The 26,119-nt window shown below is 65.2% G+C and carries 23 protein-coding genes and 1 tRNA gene; 13 read left to right on the forward strand and 11 right to left on the reverse strand.

Translation table 11 applies throughout. From position 1 onward, the window contains the following. Positions 1–262: 262 nt before the first annotated feature. From ACQR13_RS21270 to ACQR13_RS21290, 5 genes are all read right to left on the reverse strand, one after another. Positions 263–667 (reverse strand): response regulator, encoded by a 405-nt coding sequence (locus tag ACQR13_RS21270; protein ID WP_315711868.1) that lies wholly within the window; start codon positions 665–667, stop codon positions 263–265. Further along, positions 645–1,109 (reverse strand): response regulator, encoded by a 465-nt coding sequence (locus ACQR13_RS21275; RefSeq protein ID WP_315711869.1) that lies wholly within the window; start codon positions 1,107–1,109, stop codon positions 645–647. The genes ACQR13_RS21270 and ACQR13_RS21275 overlap by 23 nt, the downstream gene beginning before the upstream one ends. Before the next feature lie 229 nt (positions 1,110–1,338). Next, positions 1,339–2,184 (reverse strand): EamA family transporter, encoded by an 846-nt coding sequence (locus tag ACQR13_RS21280; RefSeq protein WP_315711870.1) that lies wholly within the window; start codon positions 2,182–2,184, stop codon positions 1,339–1,341. A gap of 15 nt (positions 2,185–2,199) precedes the next feature. Continuing rightward, positions 2,200–2,703 (reverse strand): NUDIX domain-containing protein, encoded by a 504-nt coding sequence (locus tag ACQR13_RS21285; protein WP_315751108.1) that lies wholly within the window; start codon positions 2,701–2,703, stop codon positions 2,200–2,202. Between the two features lie 166 nt (positions 2,704–2,869). After that, a tRNA-Asn gene (locus tag ACQR13_RS21290) sits at positions 2,870–2,944 on the reverse strand. Positions 2,945–3,201: 257 nt separating this feature from the next. Between ACQR13_RS21290 and ACQR13_RS21295 the strand changes: the two genes are divergently transcribed. The 5 genes from ACQR13_RS21295 to ACQR13_RS21315 all read left to right on the forward strand — a co-directional run bounded on the left by ACQR13_RS21295 (position 3,202) and on the right by ACQR13_RS21315 (position 10,151). Next, a complete protein-coding gene (locus ACQR13_RS21295; RefSeq protein WP_315711872.1) occupies positions 3,202–3,387 on the forward strand; it encodes a hypothetical protein in 186 nt (61 codons plus the stop codon). 133 nt (positions 3,388–3,520) lie between these two features. Continuing rightward, positions 3,521–4,186, forward strand: coding sequence for a protein-L-isoaspartate O-methyltransferase family protein (locus ACQR13_RS21300; protein WP_315712619.1), 666 nt, complete (start codon positions 3,521–3,523; stop codon positions 4,184–4,186). A 282-nt stretch (positions 4,187–4,468) separates the two neighbouring features. Next, positions 4,469–5,854, forward strand: coding sequence for a TolC family outer membrane protein (locus ACQR13_RS21305; RefSeq protein ID WP_315751109.1), 1,386 nt, complete (start codon positions 4,469–4,471; stop codon positions 5,852–5,854). 379 nt (positions 5,855–6,233) lie between these two features. Continuing rightward, positions 6,234–6,977 (forward strand): PopZ family protein, encoded by a 744-nt coding sequence (locus ACQR13_RS21310; protein WP_315751110.1) that lies wholly within the window; start codon positions 6,234–6,236, stop codon positions 6,975–6,977. Between the two features lie 309 nt (positions 6,978–7,286). Further along, positions 7,287–10,151 (forward strand): valine--tRNA ligase, encoded by a 2,865-nt coding sequence (locus ACQR13_RS21315; protein WP_315751111.1) that lies wholly within the window; start codon positions 7,287–7,289, stop codon positions 10,149–10,151. A 108-nt stretch (positions 10,152–10,259) separates the two neighbouring features. On the opposite strand, the gene ACQR13_RS21320 is transcribed toward ACQR13_RS21315, so the two are convergent. Then, entirely contained in the window at positions 10,260–10,883 is a 624-nt protein-coding gene (locus ACQR13_RS21320) for a DNA-3-methyladenine glycosylase (RefSeq protein ID WP_316192955.1), read from the reverse strand. A gap of 135 nt (positions 10,884–11,018) precedes the next feature. On the opposite strand from ACQR13_RS21320, the gene lipA reads away from it, so the two are divergent. Together lipA and ACQR13_RS21330 are read left to right on the forward strand one after the other, a co-directional pair. Next, positions 11,019–11,978, forward strand: coding sequence for a lipoyl synthase (lipA, locus tag ACQR13_RS21325; RefSeq protein ID WP_315827589.1), 960 nt, complete (start codon positions 11,019–11,021; stop codon positions 11,976–11,978). A gap of 10 nt (positions 11,979–11,988) precedes the next feature. Next, positions 11,989–12,462: a type II toxin-antitoxin system RatA family toxin gene (locus ACQR13_RS21330; RefSeq protein ID WP_315751114.1), complete on the forward strand. Its 474-nt coding sequence runs from the start codon at positions 11,989–11,991 to the stop codon at positions 12,460–12,462. A 374-nt stretch (positions 12,463–12,836) separates the two neighbouring features. On the opposite strand, the gene ACQR13_RS21335 is transcribed toward ACQR13_RS21330, so the two are convergent. Next, positions 12,837–14,099, reverse strand: a complete 1,263-nt coding sequence (locus ACQR13_RS21335; RefSeq protein ID WP_315711879.1) for a methyl-accepting chemotaxis protein — start codon at positions 14,097–14,099, stop codon at positions 12,837–12,839. 856 nt (positions 14,100–14,955) lie between these two features. Here ACQR13_RS21335 and ACQR13_RS21340 point away from each other — a divergent pair. Together ACQR13_RS21340 and ACQR13_RS21345 are read left to right on the forward strand one after the other, a co-directional pair. Continuing rightward, a complete protein-coding gene (locus tag ACQR13_RS21340) occupies positions 14,956–15,513 on the forward strand; it encodes an HD domain-containing protein (protein WP_315751115.1) in 558 nt (185 codons plus the stop codon). Positions 15,514–15,761: 248 nt separating this feature from the next. Continuing rightward, on the forward strand, positions 15,762–16,109 hold the full coding sequence (locus tag ACQR13_RS21345) for a DUF1127 domain-containing protein (protein ID WP_315751116.1): 348 nt from the start codon (positions 15,762–15,764) through the stop codon (positions 16,107–16,109). Positions 16,110–16,145: 36 nt separating this feature from the next. On the opposite strand, the gene ACQR13_RS21350 is transcribed toward ACQR13_RS21345, so the two are convergent. The 4 genes from ACQR13_RS21350 to ACQR13_RS21365 all read right to left on the reverse strand — a co-directional run bounded on the left by ACQR13_RS21350 (position 16,146) and on the right by ACQR13_RS21365 (position 19,550). Next, complete coding sequence (locus ACQR13_RS21350; protein ID WP_315711884.1) at positions 16,146–17,006, reverse strand: alpha/beta hydrolase family protein; 861 nt, start codon at positions 17,004–17,006, stop codon at positions 16,146–16,148. A 351-nt stretch (positions 17,007–17,357) separates the two neighbouring features. After that, on the reverse strand, positions 17,358–17,690 hold the full coding sequence (locus ACQR13_RS21355; protein WP_316192954.1) for a hypothetical protein: 333 nt from the start codon (positions 17,688–17,690) through the stop codon (positions 17,358–17,360). Continuing rightward, positions 17,691–18,302, reverse strand: coding sequence for a CinA family protein (locus tag ACQR13_RS21360; protein ID WP_315711887.1), 612 nt, complete (start codon positions 18,300–18,302; stop codon positions 17,691–17,693). A gap of 66 nt (positions 18,303–18,368) precedes the next feature. After that, on the reverse strand, positions 18,369–19,550 hold the full coding sequence (locus ACQR13_RS21365) for a bifunctional 2-C-methyl-D-erythritol 4-phosphate cytidylyltransferase/2-C-methyl-D-erythritol 2,4-cyclodiphosphate synthase (protein ID WP_316192953.1): 1,182 nt from the start codon (positions 19,548–19,550) through the stop codon (positions 18,369–18,371). 452 nt (positions 19,551–20,002) lie between these two features. Between ACQR13_RS21365 and dusB the strand changes: the two genes are divergently transcribed. The 4 genes from dusB (at position 20,003) to ACQR13_RS21385 (ending at position 26,113) form a co-directional block, all read left to right on the forward strand. Further along, positions 20,003–20,956, forward strand: a complete 954-nt coding sequence (gene dusB / locus ACQR13_RS21370) for a tRNA dihydrouridine synthase DusB (protein ID WP_316175428.1) — start codon at positions 20,003–20,005, stop codon at positions 20,954–20,956. Continuing rightward, the gene (locus tag ACQR13_RS21375; RefSeq protein WP_315751120.1) at positions 20,953–22,140 is read left to right on the forward strand and encodes a two-component system sensor histidine kinase NtrB; all 1,188 of its coding nucleotides are present in this window, start codon (positions 20,953–20,955) and stop codon (positions 22,138–22,140) included. Before dusB ends, ACQR13_RS21375 begins: the two co-directional genes overlap by 4 nt. 9 nt (positions 22,141–22,149) lie before the next feature. Continuing rightward, positions 22,150–23,592 (forward strand): nitrogen regulation protein NR(I), encoded by a 1,443-nt coding sequence (gene ntrC / locus ACQR13_RS21380; RefSeq protein WP_315711890.1) that lies wholly within the window; start codon positions 22,150–22,152, stop codon positions 23,590–23,592. A 175-nt stretch (positions 23,593–23,767) separates the two neighbouring features. Next, positions 23,768–26,113 carry an ATP-binding protein gene (locus tag ACQR13_RS21385; protein WP_434841053.1) on the forward strand — a complete coding sequence of 782 codons (2,346 nt, stop codon included), beginning with the start codon at positions 23,768–23,770 and terminating at the stop codon, positions 26,111–26,113. Positions 26,114–26,119 lie beyond the last annotated feature (6 nt).

The following is a 26,119-nucleotide window of genomic DNA, read 5'->3' on the forward strand; positions in this document are numbered from 1 at the left end:
CGGTGCCCTTCGTTCCAAATATACCGCGGTCCGCTTTGTTCCAGTGTGAACGGGCTCACATCCCAAGGCTTCGCGTCGTCGGTGACCCGTCTGCCCGCGCGGCAGGTGATGCCGTGCAGCGATCACGATCCGGCCCGTAGCCGACCGGGAGCAAGAGATCCGCAACGCCTGCCGCGAGTCGCAGGCCGCTTCACTGGCAAAGGCCGAAGAGGCGACCCGCTCCAAACGTCCGGCTCGACGCAAGCGGCAGAATCGCTGGCGGTCAAACCGCGACGGCGAGAAGCTCGGTGTCCTGCACCAGAATGTCGCGCATCAGCTGCGACAGGTCTTTCGGCTTGAACGGCTTCGCCAAACGATGAAGGCCGACCATTCTGGGCGAGGGGCCGAGCAAATCAGGCGTCCCGCGTCCTGATTCCAGCACCATGCCCGACATCATCACGATGGGCATCGTGGGCCGGGCCGCCCGTGCAGCCCGGATGACCTCGTTGCCGTCCATGTCGGCCAAGTTGAGATCGATCAGAGCCGCGGCGAAATCATCGCGGGACACGGCATCCATGGCCAGCCGACCGTCGGTGACGGCAGTGACCGCGTAGCCCTCGCGAACCAGAAGGTGCTGGATGACACAGCAAACGCCGACTTCGTCATCAACGACCAGGATGTTCATCATGAGCCCTTCCTGACAGACGTGGATGAGGAGCGACGTGCCGCGCCTCGCTCAGAAGTCGTTGGCGCACCTCGATCGCACGATCGACCGCTTCGAGCAGATCGAGGATGTCGAACGGCTTCTGCAACGCTGCCGTCGCTCCGAGCTTGATTGCCATACCGAGGAAGTCTGGAGCACCCAGTTTCTTGTCGGTGAACGCGTAACCGGAGATCGCGATGAACGGGACCGTGGGATCGAGCTTGATGAGCTCGCGAATGGTTGCGATGCCGTCCATGCCCGGCATGAACATGTCGATCACGACGGCATCGAAGGACACGCTGCCGATCAATCGAATGCCGGTCGGACCGTCCGGCGCGAGAAACACGCAGAACCGCTTCTTCTTCAATAATGTTTCCAGCGCAGCGCGCGTGGCACAATCATCATCAATAATGAGGACAGTAGGCATGGGCCACCTCAGTATCAGCAGGACTGAAGGACGCTCACGCTACAAGGACAATAGGCTGAGGCTCGAAAATGGCAAAGTAGTTAACACTGAATTAGTTGTCGCGATTCGGCAACCAGGGGTTTTACGGAACTTCCTGTCCGGGGCCGCTGGCCGGCCTTCTGTTGTGCATCATGCGATGAAGATGGAACTATGATGTCCGGGGGTGATGGCTCCGGTTGTTTGAAGAATCTCAGTCCGGCTTGAGCAGGGCGACCGCGACCAGCCCCATTGCGATCAGCGCTGCACAGCAGAGTCGTCGCGGCGTTGCACGCTCCTTCAGGAACAGCACGCCGATCAGCGTCGCAAACAGGACGCTGCATTCGCGAAACGCGACCACATTGGCAATCGGATTGCGGCTCAAGGCCCAAAGGAATACCACGAACGACGTCAGCCCCAGGGTGCCTGCGATCAGCACCGGGATCCAGGCGTCTCGGATCTCCAACACCAGCGCAGGTCCTCGCAGCATCATCGCGACGAGAAAGAACACGACACTGTCGAGTACGATCATCCAGACCGTGAACGAAGCCCAGCCTTCGGTCTGCCGGGTGCCTGCCGCATCGACGACCGAATAGCCGGCGATCAGTGCGGCGGCGCTGACGGCGGCCCAGAACGCGCGGCGGTCGATCGGACCGTGGATTCGGTCGCTCGCCAGGCCGGTGATGCCGAGGACGATGACGGCAATTCCGATCAACTGCCCGCTCCGTGGCAGTTGCTGCAGACCCAGCGAGGCAAATAGCGTTGCGAACAGCGGAACGATGCCACGCGCGATCGGGTAGGCGCGTCCAAGCTCGGCCGAACGGTAGGCCATTGCGAGGCTCGCCTTGTAGCCCGCGTGCAAGACCAGCGAGGCCACGATGAGCGGCCAGGTAGCGAGTGCCGGAACGGGAACGAGAAACAGGAAGGGCAGGATCAGGGCGCTGCTGACCAGACCCATGCCAGCGAGGAGGGAGAGGCCGCTGCCGGTCTTGACGATGGCATGCCAGCTCGCGTGAAGCAGACCGGCCATCAGCATGAGAATTGCGGCGACAGGATCCAACGACTCGAGTCCGGTTCAGCTTTCGGGCCGCCAGCTCGCGGCAGCGAAGTAGGGGGTGGGGTCGTGCTGGAGCGCCTGCCGCGAGATGATCCGGCTCGATGGCGACACCGGGAGCTGGTCCCATTCCCCACGATCGACGAATCGAAGGCTCGCGATCTCCTCGCCATCGGGCGCAAGCGCGCCGCCTTCGATGACGGCCTCGAAGGCGATCACCGTGTAGTAGGTCAGATCACCGTTGGGATAGCGGATGAGGAACTCCGGGCCCCCGAACACCCCGAGCAGGCGAATCGGCCGGACCACGAGCCCGGTCTCCTCGAAGCATTCGCGGGTGGCCGCGTCGGCCGGGTGCTCATTCGGATCGATGGCGCCGCCGGGCAACGTCCAGAGGCCCGTCTCCGCGTCGCGCCCGAGCAGAATGCGGCCCTGGTTGTCGAACACGGAGATGGAAACCGCTGTGGTCGCCAAAAGATCATGGCCGATCTTGCTGCGGACGGCTCTCAGATGATCGGAAATCGGCATCGCTGGTCGTCACTTGCAAGAGATGCGCCCCGCTTGCCCGACGCTCCATGCGCGGTCAAGGCAAGACAGCGAAGATCGGCGCACGTTCGCGGCCAATCGGCGGATGTCCCGCGTCACAAGAAAGAGGGATTGGGAGGATATATAGAACCATTCGGCATGGCCAGAATGGCTCCCCGGGCTGGATTCGAACCAGCGACCATTCGATTAACAGTCGAATGCTCTACCGCTGAGCTACCGAGGAACAGGCGAAGCAATGTTCGCGAATGCGGCTGCGTATAACAAAGCCGTTTCGCCTTGCATAGAACGAAATCGCATCTTTGCGACGATTGCGGGCTCAGGAATAAAATACCGAAATTTCAGATGGTTAGATTGATTTTGAACGCTTGCTGGGCAGCGGTCGCCCACAGTTCGATGACAGGAAATTCACTTGGAAGGGAGCAAACCGGCCCCGATAGTTTGCTGGAACCGGCCAGTGCCCGCGGTCATGGAGTGTCGTAGATGCCAAACACCGTCGTCCCATTCGCTGAAGCAGTCTCCGCGCCCTCGTTGATTCCCGACCAGGTCGAGCGTCTCAGCGATGACGAATGTCTCACGCGGTTGGCCGACATGATGACGCGCGGTGATTCCGAACATATTGACGAGATCGCGCAGTTGCTCGGGCGACTGGCCGTGGTGATCGAGTAGCCGGCGGTCGGCTCACTCACAGGTGGCGTCCCAGCGGCTCCGTTGAAACCCGCATGTTGCCTTTTCCAGGGCCTTGTACCAAAAGATTGCGCAGATCGTCCGCGGTCCATCCGCTTTGCTTGCAGGTCTGCTCATGTCTTCATTCGCGACGGCGCGCCAGAAAATGGTCGATGGTCAGGTCCGGACCAACGACGTCACCGATCACCGCGTGCTGGATGCGTTGTTGACCGTGCCGCGGGAAGCCTACGTTCCCACAGATCGGCAGGCGCTGGCCTACCTCGACTTGGATCTCGACGTCTCCGAAACCGCCTCGGCCAAGCGGTATCTGATCAAGCCGATGCTGACGGGAAAACTGCTGCAGGCTGCCGAGATCAAGCCGACCGACAGCGTGCTGGTGGTTGGATGCGCGACGGGCTATCTCGCCGCGCTGGCCGCCCGACTGGCGGGCAGCGTGACGGCGACTGAGGTCGATTCTGCCATCGAAGGGCGCGCCAAGCAGCTGCTTGCCGCCGTCGATGGCTGCCCGGTTACGATTCGAGTCGCGCCGGCCGCGCAGGGTGATCCGGCGGACGGCCGCTTCGACGTGATTCTCCTCAATGGAGCGACCGAGGTCGCTGTGGACGGTCTTTGCCGTCAATTGAAGGAGGGCGGCCGCCTGGTCGGCGTCTTCGCCGCCGCGCGTCCCGCCCGCGCCATGATCTTTACGCGATCGCATGGTGATATCGGCAGCAGGGTTCTGTTCGATGCTGCGGCGCCGGTCATTTCCGGTCTCGAGCGGGTCCCCGAGTTCGTTTTTTAAGTCGTCCGACGAGGTCCTTAGCGACCCCTCTGAATTGCCGAGCCGCCCGTCGCGCAGCACGGCTTGGTGCGTCGTCTTCGCGGCCGCGGGCGGGCAAAATTCTGTTTTAAATCAGAAGTGTGGCCTGGATGCTGCACGTTGACAGTTTTCGATACGGGTTCCAGGCTTGGGTGGTTCCGTTGCGCTTGCATGGGGAATAAGGTGCGAGGTGCGCGGGAGTCTCTTCAACAGGTTACGGCCCGGCTCTGGCGTTCGAGCCGGTAACAAATGAATGGAACAGGGATGTTTGGGGTGAAGCTCGTCACCGCAGCGGCGGCTGTGGTCCTCGTGATGGCTTGTGCAGGCCCGACGCCTGCGCTGGCCGACACGATCGAGGCTGCGCTGGTGCGTGCCTATCAGAACAACCCGCAACTGAACGCGTCGCGGGCCCAGGCTCGTGCGGTCGACGAAGGCGTTCCGCAGGCACTCTCGGGGTATCGGCCGAAGGTCAGTCTGAATGCGACGGCGGGCATTCAGTATACGGATTTGCAAGCGGCACCCGCGACGCCGGCCGTGAACGGCGTGCAGAGGCCGCGAAGCGTCGGCCTGACGGTCAACCAGAATCTGTATAACGGTCAGCAGACGGCAAACGGCGTGCGCAAGGCTGAGGCGAACGTCTCGGCGCAACGCGAGGCTCTCCGCATTCTTGAGCAGCAGGTGCTGCTAGCGGCGGCCACGATCTATATGGACTATCTGCGCGATGCGGCGATCGTCGAGGTCCAGCGCAGCAACACGCGGGTGCTGGAGCAGACGCTCAAGCAGACCCGCGATCGGTTCAACGTCGGCGAGGTCACCCGCACCGACGTCGCGCAATCCGAGGCTCAGCTCGCCGCCGGCCGCACGCAGCAGCTCACAGCAGAGGCCCAACTAACGGCGACCCGCTCGAACTTCCGCCGAATCATCGGCAACGATCCCCAGAACTTGGCGCCGGGCTCTCCTGTCGACCGTTATTTGCCGGCAACCCTCCAGCAGTCGGTCGAAACGGCTCTGACGGAAAACCCGAACGTAACCTCGGCGATGTACGGCATCGACGTCCAGTATCTGCAGGTCAGGATCAACGAGGGTGCTCTGCTGCCGACCGTAAACGTCCAGGCTCAGGCGCAGCAGGGCTATGAGTCGAGCCTGCAATCCTATCGTGGGTTCAGCGCGTCGGCTGTCGCCTCGGTGAACGTCCCGATCTACAATGGAGGGGCGGAATACGCGCTGATCCGGCAGTCCAAGGAGTCGCTGGCGCAGCAGCGTCTGGTCCTGGAGCAGACCCGCGATCAGGCTCGCTCCGACGTGGTATCTGCCTGGGGCAAGCTGCTCGCGGGCAAGGCACAGGTGCAGTCGGCACAGGCCCAGGTCTCAGCCTCCGAGATCGCCCTCAATGGTGTCCGCGAAGAGGCCAAGGCCGGGCAGCGCACCACCCTCGACGTGCTCAACGCTCAGCAGGCGCTGGTCAACGCGCGGAATTCGCTGGTGAACGCCCAGCATGACCGCGTGGTGGCATCCTATACGGTGCTTCAGACCGTGGGGCGGCTGTCACCGCAGGTGCTGAACCTGCCGACGACCACCTACGATCCCAGCGTGCACTACCAGCAGGTCCGGGATAACTGGGCGGGTGTACGGACGCCGGATGGTCGTTAGTACATTCTTAATATCGACCCTGATCCCTCGGTCCTTGGCCGGGGGATTTTTTTGTGGCACATGCTGTGGTTGTGACGAATGGGCGACGCTTGACGGGCGACCTCCGTGCTCCACCGGGTTCGCGGCCAGCGTTGCTTGCATTCATTTGTTGCCATGACATAGCCTCAAAATGGCCGCCGAACGATTCGGACTGCGTCGGAAGTTCTTCCAAGAATAGACTCCGACATGGGCAGTATCGTTCTGTTGTTTTGCATCGATCAGGCCTTGTCCGGAGACAAGTTGGCATGTCCGTTGAGAAGTCCAAGCCACTTGGGGCCGGCGCCCGGGACTTTTGCGCTGAGCCGGTTCGTACGGCAGCGTTGCTGATTTGGAGTCGGAAATGACGCAGCCTGCGAAGGTCCAAGAACCCTCCATGGAGGAGATTCTGGCGTCGATCCGGCGTATCATTGCCGACGACGAGGGTAAGCCGCCGGCGGCAGACAAGGCCGCCGCGCCGGAGCCGGTCAAGGCCGAGAAGCCGGCGGCCCCGGCTGCGAAGCCGGTAATGAACGACATCCCACCTTCGAAGATCGCTGCTGCGGCTCCCGCCAAGCCCGCACCTCCGCCTCCCGCACCGCCGGCGGCGTCCGCAAGCAACAACCAGGATGACATTGACGCATTGCTGGCGGGTTTGGATGAAACGACTCCGGTCGCAGAGGTTCGGCCGGTAGCACCCGAGCCCGAACCTGAAGTACTCGAGTTGACCGACGACATGGCAGTGGCCCCACCGACTCCCGCTCCAGCGCCAGCCCCCGCCGCGGCATCCTTCCGAAAGGTGGATCCGCGGGACGATATCGAGTTCATCGAGGCCGGGCGGCTCAATCAGAAGGCTGCCAGCTTCGAGTCCGCGTTCGAGCAAGTCACACCGAAGCAGCCGATCCTGGCCCCATCGACGGTGAACGCCGTCGAATCGGCGTTCAACGCGCTGGCCAATACGGTGCTGAGCAACAACGCCCGGACGCTCGAGGACCTCGTCAAGGAGATGCTGCGTCCGATGCTGAAATCGTGGCTGGATGACAATCTTCCGGCCCTGGTGGAGCGCATCGTCAAGGCCGAGATCGAGCGCGTCTCGCGCGGCCGCTGACGCCAGGACGGCACGATCTCGTGTTCCGTTCTGGAGTGAGCCGCGGCGGGCGGTAGACGCTATCCGTCAATGTTCGCCGCTGCTGTTGACTTGGCGCGCCGCGGCGGCTTTCTAGCCCTGTCAAGCTGATCCCTGCCGGACGGATCGAGAGGGCTCTTCCAGGAGCGCGGTCCGCGGTCGGACATCAGTCCGAAAACAGCCCAAGCACCAACAGCTTGCGCGAGCTTTTTCAGGTCGTGTCACAAAAGGCCCGGACGAGTTCCGCGACATCCCGAATTGGACAGCCGGCCCCGCGCCGCTGGAAATGCCATGATCGATAAGAATTATCAGCCCACCGATCTCGAAGGTCGCATGTCCCTGGTCTGGGAGGATGCCCGCGCGTTCTCCGCCGGTCGCCCCGATCGGCGCAATGCGGATCCCTTCACCATCGTGATCCCGCCGCCGAACGTGACCGGCTCGCTGCACATGGGGCACGCGCTCAACAATACGCTGCAGGACATCCTGTGCCGGTTCGAGCGTATGCGCGGCCGCGACGTGCTGTGGCAGCCGGGCACCGACCACGCGGGGATCGCCACCCAGATGGTGGTCGAGCGTCAGCTGATGGAGCGCCAGCAACCCGGCCGCCGCGAGATGGGCCGCGAAAAGTTCCTCGCGCGCGTCTGGCAGTGGAAGGACGAGAGCGGCGGCACCATCATCAACCAGCTTAAGCGCCTCGGCGCCTCCTGCGACTGGGGCCGCGAGCGCTTCACCATGGACGAGGGTCTGTCCAAGGCCGTCGTGAAGGTGTTCGTCGAGTTGCACCGTGCCGGCCTGATCTACAAGGACAAGCGGCTGGTCAACTGGGACCCGAAGCTGCTGACGGCGATCTCGGACCTCGAGGTCCAGCAGATCGAGGTCAAGGGCAACCTCTGGTACCTGCGCTATCCGATCGAGGGGACGACGTTCAGCCCCGAGGATCCGACCAGCTTCATCGTCGTCGCCACCACGCGTCCCGAGACCATGCTTGGCGACAGCGCGGTCGCGGTACATCCGGACGACGAGCGCTATCAGCACCTCGTCGGCAAGCGCGTGATCCTGCCGCTGGTCGGGCGTGAGATCCCGATCGTTGCCGACACCTATTCCGATCCGGAGAAGGGCACCGGCGCGGTCAAGATCACGCCGGCGCACGACTTCAACGACTTCGAGGTTGGCCGCCGCCACGGCCTGCCGCAGATCAGCATCCTCGATCGCGAAGGCTGCATCGCGCTGGTCGACAACGAGGACTATCTGCGCGGCCTTCCCGAGGGCTCCGAGGAGTTCGCCAGGGAGTTCCACGGCATCGAGCGCTTTGCTGCGCGCAAGAAGATCCTGGAGCGGCTGGAGTCCTTCGGCTTCCTCGAGCGCGTTGAGCCGAACACGCACATGGTGCCGCATGGCGACCGCTCCGGTGTCGTCATCGAGCCGTATCTCACGGACCAGTGGTACGTCGACGCCAAGACCCTGGCGCAGCCGGCGATCGCGGCCGTCAGGTCGGGCGCGACGACGTTCGTGCCGCGCAACTGGGAGAAGACCTATTTCGACTGGATGGAGAACATCCAGCCCTGGTGCATCTCCCGCCAGCTGTGGTGGGGTCACCAGATTCCCGCGTGGTACGGCCCTGACGGCAAGGTGTTCGTCGCCGAGACCGAGGAGGAGGCCGTCGGTCACGCGATCGGCTACTACGTCGAGCAGGAGGTCATCACGGCGGAGCAGGGCCGCGAGATGGCGCTCGACCGCAACAAGCGCGAAGGCTTCATCACGCGTGACGAGGACGTGCTCGACACCTGGTTCTCCTCGGCGCTGTGGCCGTTCTCGACGCTCGGCTGGCCGGACGCCACGCCCGAGGTGAAGCGCTACTATCCGACCAACGTGCTGGTCACCGGCTTCGACATCATCTTCTTCTGGGTCGCCCGCATGATGATGATGGGCCTGCACTTCATGAAGGAAGTGCCGTTCTCGACGGTCTACATCCATGCGCTCGTCCGCGACGAGAAGGGCGCCAAGATGTCGAAGTCGAAAGGCAACGTCATCGATCCCCTGGCGCTGATCGACGAGCACGGCGCCGATGCGCTGCGCTTCACCTTGGCCGCGATGGCGGCGCAGGGCCGCGACATCAAGCTGTCGACCCAGCGCGTCGACGGCTACCGCAAGTTCGCCAACAAGCTTTGGAACGCCAGCCGCTTCGCCGAGATGAACGGTTGCACCGTGCCGGACGGCTTCGATCCGGGCTCCGCCAAGGAGACGCTGAACCGCTGGATCGCCCATGAGGCGGCCGCTGCCACGCGCGAGGTCACCGAGGCGCTGGAGGCGTATCGCTTCAACGACGCGGCCAATGCGATCTACCGCTTCGTCTGGGACGTCTATTGCGACTGGTATGTCGAGCTCTCCAAGCCGACCCTGCTCGGCGAGGACGGCCCCGCCAAGGCCGAGACCCGCGCGATGGTGGCCTGGGCGCGCGACGAGATCCTCAAGCTCCTGCATCCCTTCATGCCTTTCATCACCGAGGCGCTGTGGGAGTCGACCGCCAAGCGCGACGGTCTGCTGACCCTGTCACCCTGGCCGCACCGCACCGACAGGCCGACGGTCGCCGAGATCGCCGCGCTGTCGGCCGCCAGCTTCGGCGACCCCCTGGTGCCGCCGCTGCTGGTCTCGTTCGACGCCGCCAGCTTCAAGGACGAGGCGGCCGAGGCCGAGATCGGCTGGGTGGTCGATCTCGTCACGTCCATCCGCTCGGTCCGCGCCGAGATGAACATCCCGCCGGCGACTCTGATGCCGCTCGCGCTCGTCGGTGCCTCCGCCGAGACGAGGGAGCGCGCACCGCGCTGGAGCGAGGTCATCAAGCGCCTTGCGCGTCTCTCCGACATCTCCTTCGCCGATACGGCGCCCGAAGGCTCCGCCCAGCTCGTCGTGCGCGGCGAGGTCGCCGCGCTGCCGCTCAAGGGCGTCGTCGATCTCGCCGCCGAGCGCACCCGCCTTGGAAAGGAAATCGCCAAGGCCGAGGCCGATATCGAGCGCGTCGACAAGAAGCTCGGCAACGAGAAGTTCGTCGCCAACGCGCCCGAGGAACTGGTCGAGGAGGAGAAGGAAAAGCGCGAGGCGGCATTGGCGCGCAAGGCCAAGTTCCAGGAGGCGTTGTCGCGGCTGCAGGGCGCGTGACGTCGTTCTCCCTCCTCCGTCATTCCGGGGCGATGCGAAGCATCGAAGCCGGAATCTCGAGATTCCGGGTCTGGTCCTTCGGACCATCCCGGAACGACTGCGATGGGCTTAGCGCGCGAACGGCTTGCTCAAAAACCGCGAGCCCTTGAGCCCGAACCGCCACGGCAGCTCGACCGCCTTGGTGATGCCGATGCGGACGCCGGTGACGACCTCTACATCCTCAGGTCGGGCGAACAGCTCGATCGGTGCAGCATCCAGCGGCAGGCCGTTGTGCGCGATCGTGATCCCCATCGCCTCGGTCAGCTTGCCCGGCCCCGAGCATAGTGCCCTGACATCCTCCAGCCCGCGCCGCCGCCGCATCTCGTCGATCCCGAAGGTCGGCTCGATCGCCCGGATCAGGACCGCGCTCGCCGAGCCCTCCACCTCGCAGACGAAGTTCATGCACCAGTGGATGCCGTAGGAGCGGTAGACGTAGGCGAAACCGGGCGGACCGAACATCACCTGGTTGCGCGGCGTCGGGCCCCGGAACGAATGCGCCGCGGGGTCGGTGTGGTGATAGGCCTCGACCTCGACGATGGTCCCGCCGACGCCGTCGACCAGAAAGGTCGCCCCGATCAGCTCCGGCGCCACCGCGAGCACCTCGCGGGCGAAGAACGCCCGCGTCAGCCGCTTGGCCGTAGCATTGCGCCGGGGCCGTGAAACCCCGGGGGCTTTTGCCGGTTTTTGCGCCATTCTCAAGGAAATCCGCCGTGCTGAGCGCTGTTCCGCGCTGCCCATATCTGCCATGCCCTGGTATCCTCGGCCAGCCGGTTGCGGCGCGCCGCGGCACGGAATAGCTAGGGCGCAACAGAGGTTTGTGCGAATCCCATGGTCACCATCGTCGACATCAACGCGAACACGCCGCTGCGCCCCCGCCACCCCGAGAAGGCGAACCGGCCGGACTCGATCTCGCCGGCGAAGCCTGCCTGGATCCGCGTCAAGGCGCCGACCACCCGCGGCTACGCCGACACCCGCAACATCGTGCGCGAGAACGGCCTCGTCACCGTATGCGAGGAGGCCGGCTGCCCGAATATCGGCGAGTGCTGGGACAAGAAGCACGCCACCTTCATGATCATGGGCGACACCTGCACGCGGGCCTGCGCCTTCTGCAACGTCAAGACCGGCCTGCCCGAGGCGCTCGACGCCGGCGAGCCGGAGCACGTCGCGGAGGCGACCTTCAAGCTCGGCCTCGCCCATGTCGTCGTCACCTCGGTCGACCGCGACGATCTCGCCGACGGCGGAGCCGGCCATATCGCCGCGACCATCCGCGCCATCCGCGCGAAATGTCCGACCACCACGATCGAGGTGCTGACGCCCGACTTCCTGCGCAAGGACGGCGCGCTGGAGCAGGTCGTCGCCGCCAAGCCCGACGTCTTCAACCACAATCTCGAGACCGTGCCATCGCGCTACCTCTCGGTTCGGCCCGGCGCGCGCTACTTCCACTCGATCCGGCTGCTGCAGCGGGTCAAGGAGATCGATCCCACCATCTTCACCAAGTCCGGCATCATGGTCGGCCTCGGCGAGGAGCGCCACGAGGTGCTGCAGGTGATGGACGACCTCCGCTCGGCCGAGGTCGATTTCCTCACCATCGGCCAGTATCTGCAGCCGACCAAGAAGCATCACGCCGTGATGCGCTTCGTCACGCCGGAGGAGTTCTCCGGCTATGAGACCGTCGCCTACACCAAGGGTTTCCTGATGGTGTCGGCGAGCCCGCTCACGCGCTCCTCGCACCACGCCGGCGAGGATTTCGCCAAGCTGAAGGCCGCGCGCGAAGCCATGGCGCGCTGATCGAGACGAGATGCCGAGATTTTCCAACAAGCGGCGCGTGCCGCACACGGCCGAGCAGATGTTCGACCTCGTCGCCGATGTCGAGCGCTATCCGGAGTTCGTGCCGCTGTGCGAGAAGCTGGTGGTGCGCCAGCGCAGCCAGAAGCCTGACGGCACCGAGGTCGTCGTCGCCGACATGACGGTGTCGTTCAAGCTCGTGAAGGAGACCTTCACCAGCCGGGTGACGCTGGATCGGGCCAAGCGCAACATCCTGGTCGAGTATGTCAGCGGGCCGTTCTCCAGCCTGGAAAACCGCTGGAGCTTCGAGCCGCGCGAGCAGGGCGCCTGCGAGGTAACGTTCTTCATCGCCTATGAGTTCAAGAGCCGCATGCTGGCGATGCTGATGGGCTCGATGTTCGACACCGTCTTCGCGCGCATGTCGGCGGCGTTCGAAAAGCGCGCCGATGCGATCTACGGCCGCAAGCCCGCGGTGTCGTCGACGTAAGTCTTTCTCCATGTCTTCCAGTGGTAGACGATAGAGGGCGCCTCACCCTCCGTCGTCATCCCCGCGAAAGCGGGGATCCATAACCACAGGACTGCTTGTGGCGGCAGGCAGGTAACTCCGAGCTCGTCTAACCACATCTGCTGCGGCGTATGGATCCCGGGTCGGCGCCTCCGCGGCGCGTTGCGCCGCTGCGGCTTGCCCGGGATGACAGCGGAGGGTGAGGCTGGCGGCCTGCCAACTCACAGCAAGTTGCACCCACGAAGCCGTGGCCAGCGCAACTTGGCTTCAAAATCCTATCCACGTCTTCAAACAGCTGCTCCGCGACATCTTCGCGGAGCCGTGCAATCGCGGACACGTCGAGCCGCGACCGAAACCTACGCCGCCTGCACGGCGGTCAAAAAGTCCTTCACCTTGCCGCGCAGCTCGTCGGCGTGCTTGGCGAGCTGGCCGGCTGCGCCCAGCATTTGCCGGGCGGCGCCGCCGGCCGATTCCACCGTCTGGCTGACCGAGCCGATGTTGGTGGCGACCTCGCGGGTGCCGCTGGCGGCCTGGCTGACCGAGCGGGCGATCTCCTGCGTCGCGTGGCCCTGCTGATCGACCGCGGTCGCAATGGTCTTGGCGATCTCGCTGATCTGGCCGATGGTGCCGCCGATGCCCTGGATCGCAGCCACCGTATCGCTGGTGGCGCGCTGCATCGCGCTGATGTGCGCGCTGATCTCGTCGGTCGCCTTGGCGGTCTGGCTCGACAGGCTCTTCACCTCCGAGGCCACGACGGCGAAGCCGCGGCCGGCATCGCCGGCGCGTGCCGCCTCGATGGTCGCGTTCAGCGCCAGCAGGTTGGTCTGGCTCGCGATCGCGTTGATCATGTCGGTGACCGCGCCGATCTTGGCCGCCGCGTCCGCCAGGCTGTTGACGAGGTCGTTGGTGCGCGAGGACGCCTCGACCGCCTCGGCGGCGATGGTCGAGGAGGTCGCGACCTGGCGGTTGATCTCGCTGACCGAGGTCGACAGCTCCTCGGTGGCGCCGGCCACCGACTGCACGTTGGAGGAGGCGGAGTTCGACGCCGACGCCACCAGCGCCACGCGTTGCGCGGCCTGATCCGCGGTCGTCGTCAGCGAGGCCGCCGTGGTCTCGACCTCGCGCGAGGCGCCGGAGATCGCATTGGCGATGGCGCCGACCGAGGTCTCGAAATCCTTGGCGATCCGGTCGAGCGCGCGCTTCTTCTCCTCGCGTGCGGCGACAAGGTCGGAGAGATCGCGGCGGAAGCTCATGACGTAGGTCTGGCCCTCGACCTGGGTCGGCACCAGCGTGATCTGGACCAGCGCCGGGCTGCCGTCGGCGCGCTTGGTGGTCCACTCGAACGTCGCGTGGCCTTCGCGCCTGGCCTTGGCATCCATCTCGCGCACCACGTCGGCGGAGCGCTTGCCATCGGGCTGGAACTCCGGCGCCATGGTCGCCGGCGAACGCGACAGCAGGTCCTGCTTGCTGCGGAAGCCGCCGAATCGGACCGCGGTCTCGTTGCAGGCGATGATCTTGCCGTCGGACATCACCAGGATGGCGTCGCGATGACGTTCGAACAGCTCCGTCATCAGGAGGTTATGCGTGCGATCAGCCGACTTGCCGGAGAAGAAAGCCATGGGGTCCCGAATCCACTGTCAGAGAAGAATGCGCGAGACGTAGCAGGACAAAATTAACCAAAACCTTTAGGCCAGGGCGGCGCGTACGATAATCGTGGGCGATCTGGATGATGGGGGACGGCATCGAGCGGACAGGCAGCCGCATCCTCCGCGGCGCCATCACGCCCGGGCTGTGCATCTCGATCGGCCCTCTCAGATCACGAGGGCGCAGGGAATGCCGGGAGCTCGCCGCCCCCACGGCCCGCCTGCGGAAAAAAATGCAGGCGGCAGGTACCACAGGTGCAGCCGAGACATCCCGGCATTCCCCGCGCGACGGTCTTCACGCTTATACGCAGTCTCCCCGGGGACCGGCTGTTTTGCCCCCGTGACCGGCGGATCATCATCTCCACCGGCGTGACACCAGCTTCGGGGTGTCAGGACGCTGCGACTTCACGTCCGCCAAGAGCCGTTCGTCCGCACGTCCAAGACGCGCTGCGGCCCCTCGGCGGCCATCGCCTTCCCACCTCGCGTGTCGTGACGATCGCGATACGCCCCTCGTGTCGAGGCGGGATGAGGGGAGGGAAACACGAGTTCTGGAAAATAGAAACGAGAATATTTTCGTCGGTAGGACTGGACAGTGAGTCGGACATTGAACGGATTGAGGAAATCAGTGTCTTGGCGCACGCCCTCGCGATGCGCTTTGATCGCAGCAAGACACCGGAAACGGGCTCTCCGCTATTGCGCACGCCAGCTGATTTGCCCGACGGGTCGGCTAGGATGATGCTCGACGTGGTGCCCAATGATTGGAACAATGCCGATAGTGACCAACGACGAACCATCGGTCTGACCCTGCGTCAGCCAGAGAAGAAAGCAAGCAATGTCACTCTCTCATCTCTACGACGAAGCGCTCGTCTATGCGACAAGGCTGCACCGGACCCAATTGAGAAAGGGCAGCAACGTACCCTACATCGCGCATCTGCTGAGCGTCTCCAGCCGCGTGCTGTCGGCGGGCGGCAGCGAGGTGCAGGCCATCGCGGGCCTGTTGCATGACGCCGCCGAGGACCAGGGCGGGCAGGCCACGCTGGATGAGATCCGCCGGCGTTTTGGCGATGGCGTCGCCGGGATCGTCGCGGACTGCACGGATTCCTGGGTCGATCCGAAACCCGAATGGCGCCCGCGGAAGGAAGCCTATCTCGCCCGGCTGCCGCTCAAGCCGGTGTCATCGCTGCTGGTCTCGCTCGCTGACAAGGTTGACAACGCGGAAGCGATCGCGAGCGACCTTGATGAGGTCGGCGACGTCGTGTGGCAACGCTTCACCGGTGGAAGGGATGGCACGATCTGGTATTACCGCACGCTGAGCCGGATTTTCGATGAGGCTCTGCCTGGACCGTTGGCGCGGCAACTTGCGCGGACCGTCGGTGCTTTTCCGTCCTGAGCAAATTTGGGGGAGGCCGCTCGGCCTCGCATCCATTCGATGGATGACAACCTCAGATGGATCGGCTATAGAGCCGGCCATGATCACCGCCGCCCCCCATCGTTTTGGTCGCATCACGCACCGTAGCTCGCTGGCGGCGGGAGGATCGCGCTCAATCTGACGATTTGCAGCATTTGATCCGAACAGCCGCCAGGGACCTGGCGGCTTTTTTGTTGCCGGCAGGTTCTTCATTTGAAGGGGAGCCCGCCATGCCGAGCACGACCGACGATCCGAGGGTCATCGCCATCGAGGAGCGTATGCTCCGCGGCGCCTCGCGATCGCCGGGGCTCTGCGCGCTCGGTCGTGATCCCTTGTCGCGCCATCCCATCTCGCCCAGGCCGGGCGCCAAGATCTACTACTTGGCGCCACCGGCTCCCCATCAAAGCTGCGCCGACCTCAAGCCCGCGTCATGGTTGCGGCTCTGGTGGGAGCGCTGGCGCGAGCGCCGCCGCTTCGCCCGGGAGTTGCCGCGGATCGCCGACGAGGTGCTGCAGGACTACGGCCTGACACGCGACGAGGCGCGGCGGCTGTGCCGGCGCCCGTTCTGGCGCGCTTGAGAGCGACGCGGCGGAACGCAGGTTCTGCCACGGATCCTACTTGCCCAGCTTCTCGGAGAAGAACCTGACGACCTGGGCGTCAAACTCTCGGTGAAACGCCGCGCGGTCGAAATCCGCAGGCGTATCAGCACAGATGCGCGGGACGGCGGCCGCGAGCTCCGCGGAGCACGGCGCGAGGAAAGCAAAATGCGCGGCGGGCACGGTGTGGACCTCGGGCGTGCCGGGAAGGCTCGCGGTTACGCGGGCGGTCCCTTCCGGATCGACCCCGTTGCCGCCGAGCTCCGAGCGCCAGACCTGGAGGGGAATCTTGATGCTCGCGAGATTTGCTCGCGTGAATCCGACCGTGTGGGCGGCGTCGGCCAGCACGGCCGCCTTGATCCTCTCGTCGTGCGGCCAGCTTCTGGGAAACTCGCCATTGCGGACCTGCTCGCAGAACGGGTTCTGTTGCGTGCAGTAGTGCGCCACCCTTTGAAAGTCCGGGTCGACGCCGGCGAGAACGGTTCCGGTGTAGCCACCGCGCGAAAAGCCGAAGAAGCCGATCCGGTCCGGATCAATCGCGGCTCTGCTTGTCCAATCGTTCAACATGAAATCGATCAGATGCATGATGTCCTGCGGCCGTGAGAGCCAGACCGACAGGCTGTCGCGCTGCGCCAGGTCACCGACACTGTCGCCGGGATGGTTGATCGCCGCGACGATGAATCCCGCGTCCGCCAGCGCTTCCGCAACATCGTGGTTTCCACCGATCCAGCCGCCGCGACCGTGGGACATGACGACCAATGGCAGCTTCGTGCCATTGATTGGACAATTCTTTACCCCGGGCAGTGTCTCCAGCCCTGGGATCGCGAGGCTTCCAACCGGCACGCTACCGGCGTCTGCGGCGCAAGGCGTCCAGATCATGCCGTGGAATCCGTGATCGACCTCCAAGAGCTGCAAGCCAGCGGCTTGGGCGGAGGAGGTCAGGAGTAGGAGGACGAACGAGAGGGCAGCGAATGTGCGGTCTAGCAATATGATCTCCTCCTGACATGTAGCTCGGCGCGCTCTCGCGAGGGTTGCGTCGATCAAGTTCGCGGTGCGCGATGGTCTAGCGAGCTTGTCATGCTGTCAGGAGCGCTTCGCGTCCGTCGTCGCGATGTCCTTGACGGTTCAACGCCAGCCCAAGCTTGATTCATGACAACATTGTTAAATCACGCTTTCGAGATCGTGCGGCAACTCTCCGTTTATCATCATTGCGAGGCGCACTTTCGATGCTCAATTGATCGTGCCTTCAGCGTAACCGATCAGGAGGAATTCAAAATCGGCACATTGCAGAGATAGCAACTGCGATTCGTCATCGACCACCTCGAAGCGCATTCTCTCCCGGTGCCAATGACCGATGTCCCTGACGTCCAGACGGAAACCGTCCATGCGGTCCAGGTGTCCGATCCTGACCTCGACCGCGCCGATGATGCGCAATTCCAGCCGCGGTTCGGTTCGCGATCGATCCGTCAGGAGCACCAGCTCGACGATGCAGGTCGGTAGAACTGGATCGCGTCGCTGCGCTCGCGATGACGATGCGGCGAGAGCCGCGCGCGTCACTTCCAACTACGTCCGGGGCCGCCTCGGCCGCTTGACCGGATGCAGCCGCGGGGTGCGGGCCACGCGCGGACGTAGTCGCGTCGCCGCCGCGCGTTTCGGCTTGGCAGCGACCTGTGGCCGCGCCAGCTCCATCAGCAGGCGCAGGGCTTCCAGCACCGAGCGGGTGCGCACGGTGCTGCGGCCGATGGCGCCGAAGCGGTGTTCGCGGTGGGTGATGCGGCCGTCGCGGGCGGCGACGGCGAAATGGACCAGGCCGACCGGCTTGCCGGGGGTGGCGCCGCCGGGGCCGGCGATGCCGGTGATGGCGACGGCGAGGTCGACGTCGGCGCGTTCCAGCGCGCCGACCGCCATCTGGATCGCGGTCTCCTTGGAGACGGCGCCGAAGGTCTGCAGCGTCGAAGCCTCGACGCCGAGCATCGCGCGCTTGGCCTCGTTCGAGTAGGTGACGAAGCCGCGGTCGATGACATCGGAGGAGCCGGGGATGTCGGTCAGGGCCGCGGCGACCAGGCCGCCGGTGCAGGACTCGGCGGTCGCGATCATCAGCTTGCGCGACCGGCAGAGGTCGAGCAGCGAGCGGGCCAGCGCGCTGGTAGAGCCGATTTGACGTTCGCTGGCCATGGCTGCGTTGTCCTCATCCGACCGTCAGATCGAAAGCTCCATGAACGGTGACAGGGTGGTGCGCCTCTAGGCGCTCCACGGCAGACGGATCGTCGCGCTCGCCGTCGCTGCGATGCCTTCCTCGCGGCCGGTGAAGCCGAGCCGCTCGCTGGTGGTGGCCTTCACCGCGATGCGCGAGATGTCGACGCCGGTGATCTCGGCGATGCGGGCGCGCATCTGGTCGCGCAGGGGGCCGATCTTCGGGCGCTCGCAGATCATCGTGACCTCGAGATTGGCGACGCGGCCGCCGCGGGCGGTCACGCGCTCGATGGCGTATTTCAAGAACTGGTCGGATGCGGCGCCTTTCCACTTCATGTCGGAGGGCGGGAAGTGCGAGCCGATGTCGCCATCGGCCAGGGCGCCCAAAATTGCATCAACCAGAGCGTGCAGACCGACGTCACCGTCGGAGTGGGCAAGGAACCCCTTGCTATGCGGCACACGCAGGCCGCACAGCCAGACATGGTCGCCTTCGCCGAAGGCGTGGACGTCGTAGCCGGTGCCGGTCCGGATGTCGCCGAGCTGCGCGGCAAGGCGCGCTTCCTCGCGCACGAAATCTTCCGGTGTGGTGAGCTTCATGTTGGAAACATCGCCCTCAAAGGTCGCGACGGTCAATCCCGCCCATTCGGCGATCGCCGCATCATCTGTGAACTCGGTGAGGCCGTCGCGCGCGGCGCGGCGGTGTGCCTCCAGGATCGTGTCGAACTTGAAGGTCTGCGGCGTCTGGGCGATGCGCAGCTTCGCGCGCTCCGGTGTCGCGGTGATGTCGCCGCCCGTGCCGACTTCCTTGATGGTGTCGGTGACCGGCACCACGGGAATCGCCGCACCGGTCTTGCCGGCCGCTCGAATCGCGCGCGAGATCACGGCGGGCGTGACGAACGGACGCGCGGCATCGTGGATCAGCACGATGTCGGGCTTGTGCAGCGCCAGCGCTTCCAGGCCCGCGAGCACCGAGGCCTGTCGCGTCGCACCGCCATGCGCTGGGGCCTCGTGGCGCAGGCCGAAGACGGCTGTGTTGAAGATGTCGATGTCGTCGGGGTTCACCACCGGCTGGACCACCGCCACCTCGGGGTGATCGGCGAAGGCGGCGAGCGCGCGATGGATGACCGTGCGGCCGCCGATCATGCGATATTGCTTCGGACCGCCGGCGCCGGCGCGCAGGCCACGTCCGGCCGCGACGAGAATGGCTGCAGTCCGCTGAGAAGTCGTCATGGGAACAGGGTATCGATGCTGATGAGGATGATGGGGTTCGCGGCTTCTTACATCTGCAGAAGATGTTAAGCGAGCAGGATCACACGTCGCATGAACGGCACCTGCGATCGCGACACAAGCGCCGGGATCCGCTGGCGCGTTGAGGGGGGGGCGATCGCACCTGCCGCCTGCGAGCACCTTGCCGAGCCATGCAAAAATCCGGCGGCTCACGGGTTTACCATGACTGCCGAACAAGCATATTTTGCTGCGCTGCACTTGAAATGCCGATCGTCTTGGCTAAAGTGTAGGCATGACGCTTGACTGCACAAGATTTGTGCTTGAGAGTGCAGCGCAGACGCGATGATGCGTCCAAAGAGCTTTAAGAGTCGTTCGTGACCGGTCCGGCCAATACACAAGCCAAAGCCTTGAAGATAGGCGACGTTTCGCTCGCCAACCGGGCCATTCTCGCGCCGATGTCGGGGATCACCGACGCGCCGTTCCGCCGACTCGCGGCCGAGCTCGGCGCCGGGCTGGTGGTGTCCGAGATGACTGCGAGCGACGATCTCGTGCGCGGGCGGTGGATATCCCGGTTGCGCTGCGAGGCGAGCGGCGTCGGGCCGCATGTGGTGCAGCTCGCCGGCTGCGAGGCGCATTGGATGGCCGAGGGCGCGAAGGTCGCCGAGGATGGCGGCGCCGAGATCATCGACATCAACATGGGCTGCCCGGCGCGGCACGTGACCGGCGGCCAGTCCGGCTCGGCCCTGATGCGCGATCTCGATCATGCGCTGACCTTGATCGAGGCGACGGTCGAGGCAGTCGATGTGCCCGTGACCCTGAAGATGCGGCTCGGCTGGGACGAGCGCAGCCTGAATGCGCCGGAGCTGGCGCGCCGCGCGCAGGCCGCGGGCGTGCAGTTGATCACCGTGCACGGCCGTACGCGGCAGCAGTTCTACAAGGGCGAAGCCGACTGGAGCGCGGTGCGCGCCGTGAAGGACGCCGTCGATCTGCCGGTCGTCGTCAACGGCGACATCACCAGCTATGAGGACGCGCGCGAGGCGCTCGACGCCTCCGGCGCCGATGCCGTGATGATCGGGCGCGGCGCGCAAGGCCAGCCCTGGCTGCCCGGCCAGATCGGCCGCCGACTCGAGGGCGGTGCGGAAGAGGGCGCGCCGGAGCTGGCGCAGCAGCTCAGTCTTCTCACCGCGCTCTATGACGAGATCTGCCGTCACTATGGCGCGCGTGTCGGCCTGCGCCACGCCCGCAAGCATCTCAGTTGGGGGCTCGACGTCGCCGCCCAGCACGCGCAAGCGCCGGCCGAAAAACTGAAGGCCTGGCGCGACCGTATCCTGACGTCCGAGCAGCCGTCCTTGGTGCATCGGGCGCTGCGTGAGGCCTTCGACGATTTTGCCTGGAGTGCAGCCGCATGAGCTCAGCCGCAGAACAGCGCAAGCGACTTCCATCGGATGGCGACGCCATCCTCAACGCCCTGCCGAATCCGGTCCTCGTCATCGGCCCGGACGGTATGATCATGGACGCCAACATGGCGGCGGAATCGTTCTTCGATTCCTCCACCCAGTTTCTGCAGCGGCAGTCGCTGAAGAAGCTGGTGCCGTTCGGCTCTCCGCTGCTGGCGCTGATCGATCAGGTCCGCACCACCAGCGCGCCGGTCAACGAGTACAAGGTCGATCTGGGCACGCCGCGCACCGGCGCCGATCGGCTCGTCGACCTGCACGTCGCGCCGCTGCCGGAGCGGCCCGGCCATATCGTGGTCATGCTGCAGGAGCGCACCATCGCCGACAAGATGGACCGCCAGCTCACCCATCGCAGCGCCGCGCGCTCGGTGATCGCACTGGCCGCGATGCTCGCGCACGAGATCAAGAACCCGCTGTCGGGCATCCGCGGCGCCGCGCAGCTCCTCGAGCAGCAGGCCTCCTCCGAGGATCGCATGCTGACCCGGCTGATCTGCGACGAGGCCGACCGCATCGTCACTTTGGTCGACCGCATGGAGGTGTTCGGCGACGACCGCCCGGTGGCGCGCGGGCCCGTGAACATCCATTCCGTGCTCGATCACGTGAAGCGGCTGGCGCAGTCCGGCTTTGCCCGCAACATCCGCTTCGTCGAGGACTACGATCCGTCGTTGCCGCCGGTGCTCGCCAACCAGGATCAACTGATCCAGGTGTTCCTGAACCTGGTCAAGAATGCCGCGGAAGCGGTCGTCGATCTCGGCTCGGATGCGGAAATCCAGCTCACCACGGCGTTCCGCCCGGGCGTGCGCCTGTCGGTGCCCGGCAAGAAATCGCGGGTGTCGCTGCCGCTGGAGTTCTGCGTCAGGGACAACGGCCCCGGCGTGCCGGAAGACCTGATGCCCAATCTGTTCGATCCGTTCGTGACCACCAAGCCGACCGGAAGCGGCCTCGGACTTGCATTGGTCGCGAAGATCGTCGGCGACCATGGCGGGATCATCGAGTGCGAGTCGCAGCCGCGCAAGACGACCTTCCGGGTGCTGATGCCGATGTACAGCGCAACCAAACAACCAGACCAAAGCCCAAATCACAGCCATGGCGATGACGTTTCGGGGACGCCGTTGCATGCCTCACAGGGATCAAATTGAGGACCACCTATGCCTGCAGGTAGCATTCTCGTTGCCGACGACGATACGGCCATCCGCACGGTCCTGAACCAGGCGCTGTCACGCGCCGGCTATGAGGTGCGGCTGACCGGCAATGCCGCGACGCTGTGGCGCTGGGTGAGCCAGGGCGAGGGCGATCTCGTCATCACCGACGTGGTGATGCCGGACGAGAACGCGTTCGACCTGCTGCCGCGGATCAAGAAGATGCGGCCGAACCTGCCGGTCATCGTCATGAGCGCGCAGAACACCTTCATGACCGCCATCAAGGCGTCGGAGCGCGGCGCCTATGAGTATCTGCCGAAGCCGTTCGACCTGAAGGAGCTGATCGCGATCGTCGGCCGTGCCTTGGCCGAGCCGAAGGAGCGCGCGGCGAGCCAGCCCGACGACGGCGAGTTCGAATCGATTCCGCTGGTCGGCCGCTCGCCGGCGATGCAGGACATCTACCGCGTGCTGGCGCGGCTGATGCAGACCGATCTCACGGTGATGATCTCGGGCGAGAGCGGCACCGGCAAGGAGCTGGTGGCGCGCGCGCTGCACGATTACGGCAAGCGCCGCAACGGCCCGTTCGTTGCGGTCAACATGGCGGCGATCCCGCGCGACCTGATCGAGTCGGAACTGTTCGGGCACGAGCGCGGCGCCTTCACCGGTGCCAACACCCGCGCCTCCGGCCGCTTCGAGCAGGCCGAGGGCGGCACCTTATTCCTGGACGAGATCGGCGACATGCCGATGGAGGCGCAGACGCGGCTTTTGCGCGTGCTGCAGCAGGGCGAGTACACCACCGTCGGCGGCCGCACCCCGATCAAGACCGACGTGCGCATCGTCGCCGCCTCCAACAAGGACCTGCGCATCCTGATCCAGCAGGGGCTTTTCCGGGAAGATCTGTTCTTCCGCCTCAACGTCGTGCCCCTGCGGCTGCCGCCGCTGCGCGAACGCATCGAGGACCTGCCGGATCTCGTCCGCCACTTCTTCGCGCTGGCCGAGAAGGACGGGCTGCCGCCGAAGAAGCTCGATGCCGCGGCGCTGGAGCGGCTCAAGCAGCACCGCTGGCCGGGCAATGTCCGCGAGCTGGAGAATCTCGCCCGGCGTTTGGCCGCGCTGTATCCGCAGGACGTCATCACGGCGTCAGTCATCGATGGCGAGCTGGCGCCGCCGGCGGTGACCACCGGCTCGAACACGCCGACCTCGATCGACAATCTGGGCGGAGCCGTGGAGGCCTATCTGTCCTCGCACTTCCAGGGATTTCCCAACGGCGTGCCGCCGCCGGGGCTGTACCACCGCATCCTCAAGGAGATCGAGATTCCGCTGCTGACGGCAGCGCTGGCGGCGACGCGCGGCAACCAGATCCGCGCCGCCGATCTCCTCGGCCTCAATCGCAACACGCTGCGCAAGAAGATCCGCGACCTCGACATTCAAGTGTACCGCAGCGGCGCTTGATGGTGATATGATACCTCTACGGCGGGCTTGGACCCGCCTCAGGTGAGAATTAATGTAGACAAATCCGCGACGCGCTCCGGCGCCGCGGATTTGTCGCAATTTGGCAACAGCGTGGTAGGAATGCATCAGTCCGATTCCCGGACGTGCCGCGTTCAGCATCACCCACCTTGCCGGAATGACCAGCGCAGAGACATCGGCCACCCCCTTCGATGCGTCGTCCACCGAGGGCCGGCGCTGGACTTGGCGTACCTGGCTGGCGCCGGTGGCCGTGGCGCTCGCGCTGCTGTCGGCCTTCCTCACCTTCATCGTGCTGGTCGGGCTGACCCCGGTCGAGCCCACGACCGACGTGGTCAAGACCTTCTACCTGATCGACGCCGGAACGATCCTGGTCCTGGTCGGGATCATCATCCGCGAGGTCTGGCAGGTGGTGCAGGCCCGCCGGCGCGGCCGGGCGGCGGCGCGGCTGCACGTGCAGATCGTCAGCCTGTTCTCGGTGATCGCGGTCCTGCCGGCGGTGCTGGTCGCTGTGGCGGCCAACGTCACCATCGATCGCGGCCTCGACCGGCTGTTCTCCGGACCAGCGAAAGTCGCGATCCAGAACTCGCTGACCATCGCGCGCGCCTACATGCAGGAGCACGCGCAGTTCATCCGCGGCGACATCATCGGCATGGCGACCGACATCGCACGCGCCAGGCCGCTGTTCGACCAGGACCGCGCCAGCTTCCGCGAGCTGCTGACTGCCAGCGCCGCCTCGCGCAACCTGCCGGGCGCGATGATCATCGACAAGAACACCAACCCGATCGTCTGGGCCGAGACCGGCGGGGTGCAACTGGCCTATTCGCCGCCGGCGCCGGAGTTCCTCAACAATGTCCGGGAGGAGGAGCCCGAGATCGCGGTCCTGCCGGAGTCGAACTACGTCGCCGCGGTGATCCGGCTGCGCGCGTTCAACGACACCTTCCTCTACGTCGCGCGTCCGCTCGATCCGCAGGTCGTCGAGCAGCTCAAGCAGACCGAGCTGTCGGTCGCCGAATACGCCCAGGTCGAGGCGCGGCGCTTCGGCATCCAGATCGCCTTCGCGCTGATGTTCGCGGTGATCGCGCTGACCATCCTGATGGCCTCGGTGCTGATCGGGCTGAACTTCGCCAACTGGCTGGTGGCGCCGATCCGGCAATTGATGAATGCCGCCAACACCGTGTCGACCGGCGATCTCAACGTCCAGGTCCCGGTGCATCGCTCGGAGGGCGATCTCGCCCAGCTCGGCCAGACCTTCAACAAGATGACCCAGGAGCTGCGCACCCAGCGCGACGAGCTGGTCAGCGCCAGCGAATTGATCGACAGCCGGCGCCGCTTCATCGAGGCGGTGCTGTCGTCGGCCTCCGCCGGCATCATCGGCGTCGATGCCTCCGGCAGCGTCGGCATCCTCAACCGCTCGGCCGAGAAGCTGATCGGACATGCCGAGCAGGAGGTGCTCGATCATCCGCTCTCCGACGTGCTGCCCGAGCTCGACGACATGATGAAGACCGCGCGCGAGGGCAAGCAGCGGCTGGTGCAGGGCCAGATCACGATCCAGCGCGACGGCCACGAGCGCAATCTGTCGGTGCGCGTCACCGCCGAGCAGACGAACCAGGCGCGCGACAGCTACATCATCACGCTCGACGACATCACCGAGCTGGTGTCGGCGCAGCGCACCTCGGCCTGGGGCGACGTCGCGCGGCGCATCGCGCATGAGATCAAGAATCCGCTGACGCCAATTCAACTGTCCGCAGAGCGAATTCGCCGCAAATTCGGCAAGGTCATCACCGAGGACAAGGCGATATTTGAGCAATGTACCGAGACGATCGTGCGGCAGGTCGACGACATCAGGCGAATGGTCGACGAGTTCTCGCGGTTCGCGCGGATGCCGAAGCCGGTGATGGAGGGCGAGGACGTCGCCGACACCGTGCGGCAGGCCGTGTTCCTGATGAAGGTCGCGCATCCCGAGATCGACATCGAGACCGAGATCAAGCAGGACCCCTTGCGCGCGCAGTTCGATCGCCGCCTGATCTCGCAGGCGCTGACCAACATCATCAAGAACGCCACCGAGGCGATCGAGGTGGTGCCCGAGGCGGAGCTCGGCAAGGGCCGTATCGACGTGGTCGCCTCGCGCGAGGGTGAGGACGTGCTGATCGACGTCATCGACAACGGCATCGGCCTGCCGAAGGTGGCGCGGCAGCGGCTGCTCGAGCCCTATGTCACGACGCGCGCCAAGGGCACCGGCCTCGGGCTCGCGATCGTCGGCCGCGTGCTGGAAGACCATGGCGGCAAGCTCGAGCTGAAGGACGCGTCCGATTTCCGCGCCGGCCAGCGCGGCGCCTGGATGCGGCTGCGCTTTGCCGTCTCCGGCCAGGCCGCGAAGACGGGCGCGAAGGAGCAGGCGGCGGCGTCTGACAATGCGCCGAAGACCGAGGCCGGCGGCGAAACCGCTGACACGGTTCAAACGACCAATGATGAACCAAAAATCCAAGCCGCAACCGGCAGCTGACGAGAC

Origin of the sequence: Bradyrhizobium sp. HKCCYLRH3059, from assembly GCF_051168035.1 — a bacterium.
Lineage (GTDB): Bacteria > Pseudomonadota > Alphaproteobacteria > Rhizobiales > Xanthobacteraceae > Bradyrhizobium.

Excerpts from the sequence above, each read along its gene's own strand:
- ACQR13_RS21275 (WP_315711869.1), bottom strand. The coding sequence starts at position 1,109 with ATGCCTACTGTCCTCATTATTGATGATGATTGTGCCACGCGCGCTGCG.
- ACQR13_RS21340 (WP_315751115.1), top strand. The coding sequence starts at position 14,956 with ATGTCACTCTCTCATCTCTACGACGAAGCGCTCGTCTATGCGACAAGG.
- ACQR13_RS21295 (WP_315711872.1), top strand. The coding sequence starts at position 3,202 with ATGCCAAACACCGTCGTCCCATTCGCTGAAGCAGTCTCCGCGCCCTCG.
- ACQR13_RS21270 (WP_315711868.1), bottom strand. The coding sequence starts at position 667 with ATGATGAACATCCTGGTCGTTGATGACGAAGTCGGCGTTTGCTGTGTC.
- ACQR13_RS21315 (WP_315751111.1), top strand. The coding sequence starts at position 7,287 with ATGATCGATAAGAATTATCAGCCCACCGATCTCGAAGGTCGCATGTCC.
- ACQR13_RS21320 (WP_316192955.1), bottom strand. The coding sequence starts at position 10,883 with ATGGCGCAAAAACCGGCAAAAGCCCCCGGGGTTTCACGGCCCCGGCGC.
- ACQR13_RS21345 (WP_315751116.1), top strand. The coding sequence starts at position 15,762 with ATGCCGAGCACGACCGACGATCCGAGGGTCATCGCCATCGAGGAGCGT.
- ACQR13_RS21310 (WP_315751110.1), top strand. The coding sequence starts at position 6,234 with ATGACGCAGCCTGCGAAGGTCCAAGAACCCTCCATGGAGGAGATTCTG.
- ACQR13_RS21350 (WP_315711884.1), bottom strand. The coding sequence starts at position 17,006 with ATGATCTGGACGCCTTGCGCCGCAGACGCCGGTAGCGTGCCGGTTGGA.
- lipA (WP_315827589.1), top strand. The coding sequence starts at position 11,019 with ATGGTCACCATCGTCGACATCAACGCGAACACGCCGCTGCGCCCCCGC.
- ACQR13_RS21360 (WP_315711887.1), bottom strand. The coding sequence starts at position 18,302 with ATGGCCAGCGAACGTCAAATCGGCTCTACCAGCGCGCTGGCCCGCTCG.
- ACQR13_RS21300 (WP_315712619.1), top strand. The coding sequence starts at position 3,521 with ATGTCTTCATTCGCGACGGCGCGCCAGAAAATGGTCGATGGTCAGGTC.
- ACQR13_RS21365 (WP_316192953.1), bottom strand. The coding sequence starts at position 19,550 with ATGACGACTTCTCAGCGGACTGCAGCCATTCTCGTCGCGGCCGGACGT.
- ACQR13_RS21305 (WP_315751109.1), top strand. The coding sequence starts at position 4,469 with ATGTTTGGGGTGAAGCTCGTCACCGCAGCGGCGGCTGTGGTCCTCGTG.
- ntrC (WP_315711890.1), top strand. The coding sequence starts at position 22,150 with ATGCCTGCAGGTAGCATTCTCGTTGCCGACGACGATACGGCCATCCGC.
- dusB (WP_316175428.1), top strand. The coding sequence starts at position 20,003 with ATGTCGGGGATCACCGACGCGCCGTTCCGCCGACTCGCGGCCGAGCTC.
- ACQR13_RS21335 (WP_315711879.1), bottom strand. The coding sequence starts at position 14,099 with ATGGCTTTCTTCTCCGGCAAGTCGGCTGATCGCACGCATAACCTCCTG.
- ACQR13_RS21285 (WP_315751108.1), bottom strand. The coding sequence starts at position 2,703 with ATGCCGATTTCCGATCATCTGAGAGCCGTCCGCAGCAAGATCGGCCAT.
- ACQR13_RS21385 (WP_434841053.1), top strand. The coding sequence starts at position 23,768 with ATGACCAGCGCAGAGACATCGGCCACCCCCTTCGATGCGTCGTCCACC.
- ACQR13_RS21330 (WP_315751114.1), top strand. The coding sequence starts at position 11,989 with ATGCCGAGATTTTCCAACAAGCGGCGCGTGCCGCACACGGCCGAGCAG.
- ACQR13_RS21375 (WP_315751120.1), top strand. The coding sequence starts at position 20,953 with ATGAGCTCAGCCGCAGAACAGCGCAAGCGACTTCCATCGGATGGCGAC.